Genomic DNA, 12,257 nt, shown 5'->3' on the forward strand with positions numbered 1-12,257 from the left:
AGTTTGCCATGATTGAGATCAACTGGCTCTGTTGAATCCAAAACGACTGCAGACATTTCCCCCCTGCCCACATTCATGGGAGAAAGCCATGGGGCAAGCCGAGCTGCAACTTCACATCAAACGGGTACAGCAGGACGTGCTGCGCATGGGGGCGCTGGTGGAAAAGTCGGTGGTCTTGGCCCAGCAGGCCCTGTTTGAACAGAACTTGGCCGCCGCCGAACAGGTGATCGCCCAAGACAAGCAAATTGACCGTTTTTATCGTCAAATCGAGAAAGACTGTATTAATTTGATTGCCTTGCGCTCCCCGGTGGCGCGGGATCTGCGCTGGATCAGTACCCTGATGCAACTGGTACGCGATCTGGAGCGGATTGGCGACTACGCCAAAGATTTGGCCGAAGTGGCCCTGCGCTTGGTCATGTACCCGCCGCCCCCGGAGCTGGGTCGTATTCAGGTGATGATGCAGCGTTGCCAGAAAATGCTCAGCCACAGCCTGGTGGCCCTGACGGAATTGGATGCTGACCTGGGCCGACAACTGAAGCGGGAAGACGACGCCGTTGATGAAGATTACACTAACCTTTACAATACGTTGGCGCAGCAGTCTGACATTCGCGGATCGGTCGAGCCTATTCTATTGATGTTGCTGGCGATCCGTTACCTGGAGCGTCTGGCCGACCACAGCACCAACATCGGTCAGCGGGTAGCTTTTATCGTCACCGGCCAGCGTGACTAACGCCAACGGGTTGGGTCTTGCGATGTCTTAACCCCTCTTCTTCTCTTCTCTTTTGCCAATACCCAAAATGGACTTCTCTCGAATTTTTCAGCATTTTCTCTCTCAGCCTCCCGAGCAATTGACCGACAAAGATACTCTTCTTGCCCTCTTGCAGTCCCCCGACCCAGAAGCGCCGGAAATGCTCGAGATTGCCCTAGATGGCCTGGTGCGGGCCGGGTTTCTGGAACGATCCGGGGATCCACCCCGTTATCGGCGCAAGCCGGACGAATCTTTGGTGGTGGGGCGTTTGCGCTGTTCCAGCAAAGGCTTTTGCTTCGCCATTCGGGACGAGCCGGGGGTGGAGGATGTGTACATCCACGGCAGCAACCTCAGCGGCGCCTGGAATGGGGATCAGGTGTTGGCGCGGGTCACCAAAGATGGCAACCGTCGCCGCAGCCCTGAGGGAGAGGTGGTGGCCGTTGTGGAGCGGGCCAATTCTGCCCTGGTGGGTCGCCTCAAACAGACGGAACAGGGTTTTCGGGTTGTGCCCTTGGATGACCGGCTGCTGTTCGAGCTGGCCCTGACGGAGGGATCCCCTGTCGAGCTGGCGGAAGGTCGGGTGGCCTATGTGGAGGTGAATCGCTACCCGCTGGGGGATCTGCCCCCAACCGGAACCATTCGCAAAATTTTGGGCGACGGCCCAGAGGCCTCCATCGATGCAGATTTGGTCTGTTGCAAGTACGACCTACCGCAGGAGTTTCCCGCCCCGGTGTTGGAGGCAGCAGCAGCTCTGCCCAAAAAGCTCAGCCGCTCTGACCAAAAGGGCCGCCGCGATCTGCGCGATTGGTTTTGCATCACTTTGGAGCCTTTGGATCTGCAGCATCCCCACGGCTTGGAACCCAACGTGGCTGTTTCCTTGCAGCGGCAAGAGAATGACCACTGGCTGCTGGGGATCCACATTGCTGACGTGGCCCATTGGCTGGATCCCGACCACCCCTTGGAGCAAGAGGCTCAGCAGCGGACGGCCACCGTCTACCTCGATACGATGGTGCTGCCTCTCTTTCCGCCGGAGGTGCACAACCGCCTGGCTCTGTTGCCACAGCAGGAGCGCTTGGCCTATTCACTGCTAGTGACCCTCGACCCAGAAGGGGTGGTACAAAACTTCGAGATTTACCCCAGCCTGGTGCAATCGCGGGCTCACCTGTCCTATGGTCAGGTGCAGGCTCTTTTGGCCACCACCGCCGACTTGGGCCCCGACGAAGAAGTGCCGGAGTTGATGGCCCTGCTGCAAAATCTGCTGCGCCTCAGCCAGATCCTGCGGGCCAAACGTCACCAGGCGGGGGGATTTGACCTGCCCCTGTTGGATTTGCTCACTCCCCACTCTGCCGATGAAAGCGGCTACGGCCCCCTCTTGATCAGCGATCGCCTCGGCGCCCATGCCCTGATGACGGAAATTCTCCTGCTGGCCAACCAAATCCTGGGCCACCATTTGCGCCAGTTGGGGATCCCTTCTTTGGCCCGCGTGCAGCCTGCCCCTGCCGCCGAGGCCCTGCAGAGCTTTTTGCGCCTGGCCAATGCCATGAAGCTGGATCTGAATTTGCAAGATCCCGCTGTCGTAACTCTGGCGGACTGGCAGCGGATTTGTGCCCGCATCACCGCTCCCGATGTGTTGGCCTCTGGCGCGAGCCCGGCCTTGGTGGCGCAGATGCTGGCCACCTTGCCCCCGGTGGAGTATCGCCTCCAGCCTCTGGAAGAGCAACTCGGCCATTTTGGGTTGGGCCTCAAAGAACCCTACGCCACCTTTACGGCCCCCTTGCGCCGCTATGCCGACTTGCTCAATTTGCGTGCTCTGCACCTGGCCCTGAGCAAAGGACGCGAGCGCCGCAGCTCTCGCTCCAAAACCGTGGTGGATCTGCACGGCCCCAGCGGCTACGGCCAAATCGACTGGCAGGTGTTGCCGCCCAAGGTGCAGGAGGAATGGCAGGCGTTTCTCCAGGCGCAACTGCCCAAAATTCAGGAGGGGTACCGGATCCGGCAGCAGGCGGAGCGGGAGCTGATGGGCCTGAAGCGCTCTGAGTTCATGCAAAAGCACCTGGGAGAGGTGTTCCCCGGCCTGATCATCGGCGTCCAGAACTACGGCTTTTTTGTCCAGGTGGATCCCATCTTGGCGGAAGGCTTGGTGCGGGTCAGCACCCTGAAAAACGACTGGTACGAGTACCGCAGTCGCCAGCAGGCGCTGGTGGGACGCAAGAGTCGGCGCCAGTTCCGCCTGGGGGATCGGGTGGAGGTGCAGATTAAGAACGTGGATTACTACCGCCAACAAATTGACCTGGCGGTAATCGGGGAAGGCCGTCCCTACGAAGAAGAAGAATAAGGCGGGGATCCCTCCATGGATCGCAGCTGGAGAGGACGGTTGTTGCGAACTCTGGCTCTGGCAAAATAGGCGATACCTAGATCAGGAAGATCCTACCGGAGCTTCCGGCACCCAGCTCTACTGCCCCGAAAGAGTCCAGGGTGCTCCCTGTGTCTGTATTGCCTTCCTATACTGAGTAGCAAAGCTCTGCCGAACTCCTATGCAGCCCACCAATCCCAACCAATTTACCGAAAAAGCTTGGAGCGCCATTGTCCAATCCCAAGATGTGGCCCGGCGGCACCAGCAGCAACAGTTGGAAACCGAGCATTTGCTGATCTCCCTTCTGGATCAAGAGGGGGGGCTCACCCAAACCCTCCTGCAACGGGCAGGTATCGATCCGAGGCTGGTGCGGGATAAAGTGGAAAGCTTCATCAACCAGCAGCCCAAGTTGGCGCGGGTGGATCAGCTCTACTTGGGTCGCGGCCTGGAAACCACCCTGGATCGGGCCGAGGAGTTTCGCAAAGAGTACGGCGATGACTTCATCTCGGTGGAGCACTTGTTTTTGGGATCCCTGCAAGATGAGCGGGTGGGCAAGCGGGTCTTGGCACCCCTGGGCCTGACGGTAGAGCGCCTCAAACCGGTCATCAAAGAGGTGCGAGGCAAACAGCGGGTCACCGACAAAAACCCCGAATCCCGCTACGAAGCCCTGGAGCGCTATGGCCGCGATCTCACCCAGGCGGCCCGCGAAGGGAAGCTGGATCCGGTGATCGGGCGAGATGACGAGATCCGCCGCGTCATTCAGGTGCTCTCCCGCCGCACCAAAAACAACCCCGTCCTCATCGGCGAACCCGGCGTGGGGAAAACAGCCATTGTGGAGGGCCTAGCCCAGCGCATCAACCGGGGAGATGTGCCGGAGTCTCTGAAAAACCGGCGAGTCATTGCTCTGGACATGGGCGCTCTCATTGCCGGGGCCAAGTACCGCGGGGAATTTGAAGACCGCCTCAAAGCTGTGCTCAAAGAGGTCACTGAATCCGAAGGCCAGATCATCCTCTTCATCGACGAGTTGCACACCGTTGTCGGCGCCGGGGCCGGCGAAGGGGCCATGGATGCCGGCAACTTGCTCAAACCCATGCTGGCGCGGGGCGAGTTGCGCTGTATCGGCGCCACCACCCTGGATGAATACCGCAAGCACATCGAAAAAGATGCGGCCCTAGAACGCCGCTTTCAGCCGGTGTACGTGGATCAGCCTTCGGTGGAAGATACCATCTCCATCCTGCGCGGCCTCAAAGAGCGCTACGAGCTGCACCATGGGGTGAAAATCAGCGACTCCGCCTTGGTGGCGGCAGCGGTGCTCTCCAACCGCTACATCTCCGAGCGCTTCCTGCCCGACAAAGCCATCGACCTGGTGGACGAAGCGGCGGCCAAGCTGAAAATGGAGATCACCTCCAAGCCCGTCGAGCTGGACGAGATCGACCGGCGCATCATGCAACTGCAGATGGAGGAGCTCTCCCTGAAAAAAGAAGATGATGCTGCCTCTAGAGATCGCCTCAGCAAAATTGAGCAGGAGCTGGCCAACCTGACGGAGCGACAACGGGAGTTGAATGCTCGCTGGCAATTTGAAAAAGAGGCTATCGAACGCCTGCAAAGCCTTAAAGCCGAGCGGGACGCCGTCAAGCTTCAAATCGAACAGGCTGAACAAAAATATGACCTCAACCGCGCTGCCGAGCTCAAGTACGGCAAGCTGATGGAATTGGAGCGGCAAATCCAAGAGCAGGAGGCTCACCTGGCCAAGCTGCAGACCAACGGCGAGCCGCTGCTGCGGGAGCAAGTGACTCCTGAAGATATCGCTGAGATCGTCTCCCGCTGGACCGGGATCCCAGTCACCAGCCTGATGGAGTCGGAAAAGCAGAAGCTGCTGCGCCTGGAAGCCCATTTGCACCAGCGGGTGGTGGGCCAAGACGAGGCGGTAGCCGCCGTAGCGGCAGCCATTCGGCGCGCCCGGGCCGGCCTGAAGGATCCCAATCGTCCCATCGGCTCGTTCTTGTTCATGGGGCCCACTGGCGTGGGGAAAACCGAGCTGGCCCGTGCTTTGGCGGAGTTCCTCTTCGACACTTCCGAGGCGATGGTGCGCATCGACATGTCCGAGTACATGGAGAAGCACTCGGTCTCTCGTCTAATCGGAGCTCCTCCAGGCTACGTGGGCTACGAAGAAGGCGGGCAGCTCTCCGAGGCGGTGCGGCGACGCCCCTACTCGGTGGTGCTGTTTGACGAGGTGGAAAAAGCCCACCCGGATGTCTTCAACATCCTGCTGCAGGTGCTGGACGATGGCCGCATCACCGACTCCCAAGGGCGGACAGTGGACTTCAAAAACACCATCATCATCATGACCAGCAACATCGGCAGCGACCTCATCCTGGAAATTGGGGCCGATGAAAGCCGCTACGAGGAGATGAAAACTCAGGTGCTGGCCATGCTGCGGCACCACTTCCGACCGGAGTTCCTTAACCGGGTGGACGAGCTGATCATCTTCCATGCCCTCACCAAAGAGCAAATTCGCCAGATTGTCGGCCTGCAAATGCAGCGGGTGGAAAAGCTGCTGGCAGATCAGCAAATCGAGATCCTGCTCACCGAAGAAGCCAAGGACTACCTGGCAGAGGTGGGCTACGACCCAGTGTTCGGGGCCCGTCCCCTGAAGCGGGTGATCCAGCGGGAGATCGAAAATCCCATTGCCACCAAGCTGCTGGAAAACGAGTTCCTACCCGGCGACCGCATTTTGGTGGATGTAGCCAACGAGCGGTTGATCTTCCGCAAGATCGGCTCTCAGCCCAGCCAAGAGCCGCCGGCGGCTGTGGCCGTCAGCTAAGTCGGGGTCCTTCCGTCAAAGCGTAATCACTTGGTCAGGTGGGTTGTCCTTCAAGGCCTCGTAGAGGTCAGGGAAACAGCCCACCTGCACTCCTTTGACGACGTTTTTGGGAACGCACCGAGCTGGCTCTCTGCGCCCGCGTCCTTGAGCGTCGCACCAGCGGGGTTCCCCTTCGGCTAGGTTGCGCTCCAGAGCGCACATGTCACACATCATCAGCAGGATGTTTTGCTCTTGGGCAACTTTGGCCAAGCGCTCGCCAATGGGATCCCCCTGCCGCAAAACAAAGCAGTTGTCGTCGAAAAAGAACATGCCCACCACCTGCGCTCCATGCACCCCTGCTTCTAGCTGAGGCAGGATCATCTGGCCCAACTTATAGGTGCCGCAGCGAGGGTGAGTGAACACGTAGGCAACTTTCATGAGGCCCCCTTGCCGTTTTCAATTTTGATTATCAGTAATTATCATTTTCAGAGTAACACGAGTTTCTGGGCCAGAGTTGCCGGACCCAGCAGGCCGAGGTGTGTGGTGATCGGCAAACCAGCCTGAGACCGTTCCTGATGCTTTTGCGCCATCCCGCCCTCAGGCCTGGCTTCTCTCCCACAAAGGGAGAGGGAAGCTAGGATAGGCTACTGCGCCACTTCTGTCCTGCTGCTATCGGAAGCTCTTGCGGGATAGCAGGGATCCCTGGCTAGCGCTGAAACTGAAGAGCCTTTCCCCGCACCGAGGGATCCACCTGGCCGTTTTGAAAGGCAATCTGTCCGCCCACGATCGTGACTAGGGGCCAGCCCACCAATTCCCAGCCCTCGAAGGGACTCCAGCCGCATTTGGTCAGCAGCTCTTCCCGCCGCACCGGTTTGGGTGTGTGGCGATCCACCAGCACCAGGTCGGCGTCGTAGCCCACCTGCAGCCGCCCTTTGTTGGGGATCCGGTAGAGGCGGGCCGGCGCCTCACACATCCACTGCACCACCTGCGCCAGCGTACAACGCCCCTGCTGGGCTGCCGTCAGCATCAGAGGCAAAGCGGTTTCCACGCCGGGCATACCGGAAGGGGAGTGGGGGTAGGGCTGAGCCTTTTCTTCCAAAGTATGAGGGGCATGGTCGGTGGCAATGCAATCCAGGATCCCGTCGTGCAGCCCCTGCCACAGTTGGGCCAGGTTAGCGGGATCCCGCAGGGGGGGGTTCATCTGGGCCAGGGATCCCAGACGAGCGTAATCGGCGGTGCTGAGCAGTAGGTGTTGGGGGGTCACCTCTGCCGTCACCCAGGCCGGCTTGTGCTGGCGCAGCAGCTCGACCTCTAGGCCGGTGGAAAGGTGCAAAATGTGTAGGCGATGGCGGTAGCGGGTGGCCAAGTCCAAAGCCCGCCGTGAGGCGATCAGGGCCGATTCCTCGTCCTGAATTTGCGAGTGAACAGCTACGTCTGTGCGTCCGGCAAACAGGGCCTTACGAGCTGTGATGCGAGACAAATCTTCGGCATGGACGGCAATTAAAAAGTTGGGATCCGTTTCCCCGAAAATCCGCTCCAGCGCCGCCTGATCATCCACCAACAGGGGCCCATGCATGGATCCCATGAAGATTTTGATGCCACAGGCTCCCTGCACCGTTTGCAACTCTTCTAAGTTATCGGCAGTGGCCCCGATAAAAAAGCCGTAATTGACCACACACTTGCTGGCCGCACGGGCCAGCTTGTCATCCAGCGTCGCTTGGTCAATCGTCAGCGGGTCGGTGTTGGGCATCTCCAAAAAGCTGGTCACCCCGCCCCGGGCACAGGCCCAGGATCCCGTCTGGAGGTCTTCTTTGTGCTCGCGGCCAGGCTCGCGAAAGTGAACTTGGGGATCGATAACCCCCGGCATCAGGGTATGGCCCTCGGCGTCGATGACCTTGGCCACCCCTTCTGGCGAGAGGTTTGGGCCGATTTGGGCAATGCGCCCCTCCCGCACCAGCACATCTCCCCGCCAGGGATCCCCTTCCGGCACCAGCAGCTCAGCATTTCGGATCAGCAAATCTCCAGACAAAGCTCCGCCCTCCCCCAAAGGCGCTCTCAAGATAAAGACTATTGACTTGGCTCCGCCAGCACAGCCGCATCTGGATCCAGTAAACTACCCGGCTCCGACCGCTAAGCGGTACGGAGCGGGCTTTCAGTAGCCCTGAGCCTGTTCTGCTCTACCAGAGAACAAAACAGGCCCGAACCTCTAGGCTGGTTTACGACAGCCCCCAAGAGCGCAATCACATTCGCACCATTCAAATCCGCATCCCCTTCCCATCCACAGTGCCCACACTTGAACGACTTGCCACTGCGGTAGGACTTGCCCTGCTCAGGGTGGATGTGTAAGCACCGGTGACAGGTCTGCGACGTGTAAGCAGGCGGCACAGGAATCAGAGAAACCCCTGCAACCCTCGCCTTGTATTCCAGAAACTGGCGTAGTTGGTAGAACGCCCAACTGTTGGCCCTGCGCCGCTCGGCTTTGCTGCGCGGCTGTTGATTGACTCTTTTCCGGATCCCTGTCAGGTCTTCCAGGGCGATAGCGCTGTTGGTAGCTTTTGCCCTAGAGACAATAGCTTTGGAGATGCGATGATTGACCCACGCCTGAAAGCGTCTCTCCTTGCCAGACAGCCGTTGCAACAGTTGACGGCATCTGCGCCGCGAACTGCGTGTGCCCTTACTGGCTTTGCGTTGGAGTACCGCCCTCAATCGGGAGTAGTGGTCTCGGACTCGGTTCAACTGCTGTCCATTCCAGTTGTCCCCTTCTGACGTATGGGCAATATCCGTCCTCCCCAAGTCCACCCCCAGCACTCTGCCCGTGCGTTGCGGCGGGGATGGCTCCGCTTCCACACAGATTTGAATGGAGTAGGAGCCGTCTTTACGCTTGACCAGGGTGGCAGATTTGGGGTTGGAACCAGCCAGCCGTTCTCTCTGGTAGCGGCCAATCGCCAGCTCAAAGCGCTCCCGACCCTCCACCGTGGTCAGCGACACCGTCCAGTCTTTCTCGCGGAACGAAAAGATACGAGCGTCGTAGGTAGCGAAGCCCCCTTTGAACGCTTTGACGGGGCGGTTTTTCTGTTGGGCAACTTTACGGGCGCCGGCCAGCCGTCTGCAGACCTGCTGAGCCAAGTTACTGGATAAGCCGAACCGGGCACGGATTTCGCGGTAGCACAGAGACTGGAGCTTAACGGCGTTGGCGACTTTCTCCGGCGTGTTCTGGTTGACCCAATTCAAGGCTTGGCCAAAAGCCTCCAAAGTCGCGTCCAATTTGGCGGCTTGCGACTGGGACGCCTTGAGCTTGCAGGATACGGTCAGGACTTGGGTCATAAGTTCATTGTACTTCATCAAAGCGCATTCCTCCCGGCACTGACCCTACGGGTACAGTGCGGGGCTCCTGCGATTTCTAGCTGACAGATGGGCGATCAGCCGATCCACCAACCGCGAGAGGGTTGCCTGTTCTTCTAGGCTGAGACAGCCGTAGGTTTGCTCCCGCAACTGCCAAATCAGAGGGGGTAAAACGTCTTTCAGCTCCTCCCCTGCAGGTGTGAGGTAGACCCGCCAAATCCGCCGATCCTCAGGATCTCGCTGCCGCCGGATCAGCTCCCGTTTTTCCATGCCATCCAACACCCCGGTCATGGTGCCCCCCAACTGCTGCAAGCGCTCACAAATAGTGGAAGTAGGGATCCCGTCTTCTTCCCAAAGGCAGCAGAGCACCACCCAATGGGAGATGGTCAGGCCAAAAGGCTCCAAATGAGACTGCAACTTCCGCCGCACCAATTGAGACAACAATCGAATGCGGTAGCCCAGGGAGTTGGGGGCGAGAATGTCATGCCACCGTTCCAGGAAAGCCTGCTTTTCCGATTGAACCATCTCCCCGGTTTGACTGTTTCCCATCGGCGGCCTGGAATGCTCGGAATCTAAATCGCCCTATTTTATCTTTTACTGAGGAGAAGGAGAGAAGGAGCTTACGGTTTGCCGAGAAGGTTGTGTGATCTGCAGTACGGCCTAGCCCTTGCACAGCCAACAGACGATCTGCGGCCATTACAGTTGCAAAAGATATCCATAAAGATATCCATCAGGCCACACAACATTTTTTGGCTACCCATCAGCTAGAAATTGCAGGAGCCCCGCACTGTACCCGTAGGGTCGGTGTCGGGAGGAATGCTATAATAATACTGCGGACACCAGAAACGGTTGTTTAAGGCACTGGTAACGGTCGATTGGGGGTGCTGTAAACCACCCCAGAGGCTCGTGGTTGGCTTGCTAACTGCAGGGCTACTAAAAGCCCGCTCCGTACCGCCTAGCGGTTGGTGTCGGGTAGTTTACGTCACAGCCGACTGGGATCCCTGACAAGCAAAAGATGGGCTTGCCTTGGCCGGAGTCGATAACGCTGGAAAAGGCTGGCACAGAGATTTGCCAAGGCAGTTCGGATGGCACTAGAGTAGCGTCAAGTCTTTTGCCAGCCCGTTGTCCTTTGCAAGTGTCTTTGTGAGGTCATCATGCCGCTTATCCCACAGGGGTTGCGCTCCCATCGTCGTCTCCTCTGGGCAGGGATCCCGTTAGCTGGTGCTTTGGCCTTGGGGGCCTGCTGGAGCAACCCCACAGGTGCTGAAGTCGAGTCTCCCACATTGACTCAGAATCCCTTCCCCCCCATCCCCACTCCACCGCCGCCGCTGCCTTCCCCAAGTGGGACTCCGGGCCTTCCCCCTTGGTGGCCCCGCGCCCAATCGCCGCAGTGGGAAGATTCTCCTTACGCTTCGGTCTTGTCCGGCTTTTTGCAAGGATTGGCGGCCCAAGGGGGAGCGCTCTCTCAACAGGGGATCCTGCTCTGGACGCCGGAAGGGGAGCTGTTGGCGGAGCATGGGCTGGATCGACCTTTGCCGGTGGGAGCCTTGGATCAGTTGGCCATCAGCTTGATGGCCCTGGAGACTTGGGGTTACGAGCATCGCTTTGAGACCCGCTTCTACACCACAGGCCATCGGTTGGGCCATCGCTTGACGGGAGATTTGATCCTGGTGGGTGGCGGGGATCCCTATTTCACGGAAGCGAATGTGGCAGAGCTGGCCCGCCATTTGCATAGCCTCAACATTCGCCAGATCGACGGGGATGTGAAGGTGTTGCCCCCCTTCCGTTTGCTGGGCCAACCCGATCCTTTGGGCGGCGCTCAGCGTTTGGCAGAACTCCTCAGCAATACTCAACAACCCCATCCGGTTGTCATTCGCGGCTCGGTGTCAGTCCTAACAGCCCTCCCCGCGGACGCCCACTGCCTGGCCAGCTACACCTCGCTACGGCTGGGATCCCTGTTGCAGATCCTCAATGGCAGCAACGACCGAGCCATGGCAGAAGCCCTGTTGGCGGAACTGGGGGGCGAAACAGCCCTGCTGGAGTACCTGCGGCAGCGGTTGGTGGCTCAGCCCATTTCCCGCCTGGATTCCCAAATGGCCCCCGCCGAGCAAGACATTCGCCTGGGGCAAAGAGGGCGAGCGCTGTACCTTTCCCCCCGCGCCCTAGCTCATCTCTGGGAACACCTGGTAGATTTCACAGATGGGGATCCGACTCGGATCTTGCCCAGAGCGGGCACTGGCCACAGCACCCTGCGGGCGCGCACCTTGCCCCCAGGCACGGCTGCTCAGGTGGGATCCGCTGCGGATCGGCTGATGACGATGGGGCAGCTGCCGAATGGCATCCACTTTGTCCTGCTCAACCAAGGTCCTGACCTGGGCATTTTGCGCCAGCAACAGGATCAGTTTCTGCAGGATGTGGTGGCCATTTCTGAGCCTCTCCGCCGCTAATGCTGACCTCAATTCGAACTTAATTTGAGATACAGCTCTCCCCCCACTTTCCCCATAGGAGGCGGAAGCTCAAGACCCCAGAGCCCCACAGGTTAGGAACAGGGTCAATTCATTTAAGAATGAGACGGCCCTGCAGCTAAGAAGGCATGGAGGTAGACCTCAGGAGGAAGCTTAGACCTGAGAGAGAGTCATAGGGTATGTCCAGGAAGGGAGCAGTTGCACGGATGAACAAGGTTAGTCGTGCAACAGTTTATCGCTGGCTGAACCGAGAAGACCTGAGGCCGACAAAAGTCAAGACCCGCAAGCGCAAGATAGACTCGGCTGCCCTGCAGCAAGACGGAGACCAGTACCCAGAAGCTCGACTGAAGGATAGAGCCCGGTCTGGCGTCCAACCCGTCCTGCCAGCGGGACGGAGTCCTCGCGCTATTGACTGTGCTCTTGAGAATGAGAAGGTGAAAGTAGCACAAAAAAAGAGTTATGGTCATTTCAATTAAACCAGGAGACTGCGCCCACACCTAAAACTTTGAATGCACGGGGCCATAGGGCTTTTCTCAATGGCCCAGG

The 12,257-nt window shown here is 59.0% G+C and carries 9 protein-coding genes; 5 read left to right on the top strand and 4 right to left on the bottom strand.

What is annotated here, in order from left to right; translation table 11 throughout:
- The first annotated feature begins 88 nt into the window (after nt 1-88).
- From phoU to clpB, 3 genes are all read left to right on the top strand, one after another.
- Complete coding sequence (gene phoU, locus ACVWZF_RS03735; RefSeq protein WP_414357802.1) at nt 89-730, top strand: phosphate signaling complex protein PhoU; 642 nt, start codon at nt 89-91, stop codon at nt 728-730.
- Nucleotides 731-797: 67 nt separating this feature from the next.
- Nucleotides 798-3,083 carry a ribonuclease R family protein gene (locus ACVWZF_RS03740; protein ID WP_457410868.1) on the top strand — a complete coding sequence of 762 codons (2,286 nt, stop codon included), beginning with the start codon at nt 798-800 and terminating at the stop codon, nt 3,081-3,083.
- 199 nt (nt 3,084-3,282) lie between these two features.
- Nucleotides 3,283-5,925 (top strand): ATP-dependent chaperone ClpB, encoded by a 2,643-nt coding sequence (gene clpB, locus ACVWZF_RS03745; protein WP_457410869.1) that lies wholly within the window; start codon nt 3,283-3,285, stop codon nt 5,923-5,925.
- A 15-nt stretch (nt 5,926-5,940) separates the two neighbouring features.
- On the opposite strand, the gene ACVWZF_RS03750 is transcribed toward clpB, so the two are convergent.
- The 4 genes from ACVWZF_RS03750 to ACVWZF_RS03765 all read right to left on the bottom strand — a co-directional run bounded on the left by ACVWZF_RS03750 (nt 5,941) and on the right by ACVWZF_RS03765 (nt 9,771).
- Nucleotides 5,941-6,342, bottom strand: a complete 402-nt coding sequence (locus ACVWZF_RS03750) for a SaoD/DsrE family protein (protein ID WP_414331634.1) — start codon at nt 6,340-6,342, stop codon at nt 5,941-5,943.
- A 268-nt stretch (nt 6,343-6,610) separates the two neighbouring features.
- Nucleotides 6,611-7,933: a dihydroorotase gene (locus tag ACVWZF_RS03755; protein ID WP_457410871.1), complete on the bottom strand. Its 1,323-nt coding sequence runs from the start codon at nt 7,931-7,933 to the stop codon at nt 6,611-6,613.
- A 101-nt stretch (nt 7,934-8,034) separates the two neighbouring features.
- Nucleotides 8,035-9,228, bottom strand: a complete 1,194-nt coding sequence (locus tag ACVWZF_RS03760) for an RNA-guided endonuclease InsQ/TnpB family protein (protein WP_011434081.1) — start codon at nt 9,226-9,228, stop codon at nt 8,035-8,037.
- Nucleotides 9,229-9,273: 45 nt separating this feature from the next.
- On the bottom strand, nt 9,274-9,771 hold the full coding sequence (locus ACVWZF_RS03765) for a MarR family winged helix-turn-helix transcriptional regulator (RefSeq protein WP_011434080.1): 498 nt from the start codon (nt 9,769-9,771) through the stop codon (nt 9,274-9,276).
- Nucleotides 9,772-10,400: 629 nt separating this feature from the next.
- On the opposite strand from ACVWZF_RS03765, the gene ACVWZF_RS03770 reads away from it, so the two are divergent.
- The gene (locus tag ACVWZF_RS03770; RefSeq protein ID WP_457410872.1) at nt 10,401-11,693 is read left to right on the top strand and encodes a D-alanyl-D-alanine carboxypeptidase; all 1,293 of its coding nucleotides are present in this window, start codon (nt 10,401-10,403) and stop codon (nt 11,691-11,693) included.
- Between the two features lie 224 nt (nt 11,694-11,917).
- Nucleotides 11,918-12,187, top strand: a complete 270-nt coding sequence (locus ACVWZF_RS03775; RefSeq protein ID WP_414328998.1) for an IS630 transposase-related protein — start codon at nt 11,918-11,920, stop codon at nt 12,185-12,187.
- Nucleotides 12,188-12,257: the final 70 nt, after the last annotated feature.

It is taken from the genome of Thermostichus sp. OS-CIW-30 (assembly GCF_054060215.1).

Bases quoted from the DNA above. Each gene is read 5' to 3' on its own strand.
- phoU (WP_414357802.1), top strand. From the start codon at position 89: ATGGGGCAAGCCGAGCTGCAACTTCACATCAAACGGGTACAGCAGGAC.
- ACVWZF_RS03740 (WP_457410868.1), top strand. From the start codon at position 798: ATGGACTTCTCTCGAATTTTTCAGCATTTTCTCTCTCAGCCTCCCGAG.
- clpB (WP_457410869.1), top strand. From the start codon at position 3,283: ATGCAGCCCACCAATCCCAACCAATTTACCGAAAAAGCTTGGAGCGCC.
- ACVWZF_RS03750 (WP_414331634.1), bottom strand. From the start codon at position 6,342: ATGAAAGTTGCCTACGTGTTCACTCACCCTCGCTGCGGCACCTATAAG.
- ACVWZF_RS03760 (WP_011434081.1), bottom strand. From the start codon at position 9,228: ATGACCCAAGTCCTGACCGTATCCTGCAAGCTCAAGGCGTCCCAGTCG.
- ACVWZF_RS03765 (WP_011434080.1), bottom strand. From the start codon at position 9,771: ATGGTTCAATCGGAAAAGCAGGCTTTCCTGGAACGGTGGCATGACATT.
- ACVWZF_RS03770 (WP_457410872.1), top strand. From the start codon at position 10,401: ATGCCGCTTATCCCACAGGGGTTGCGCTCCCATCGTCGTCTCCTCTGG.
- ACVWZF_RS03775 (WP_414328998.1), top strand. From the start codon at position 11,918: ATGAACAAGGTTAGTCGTGCAACAGTTTATCGCTGGCTGAACCGAGAA.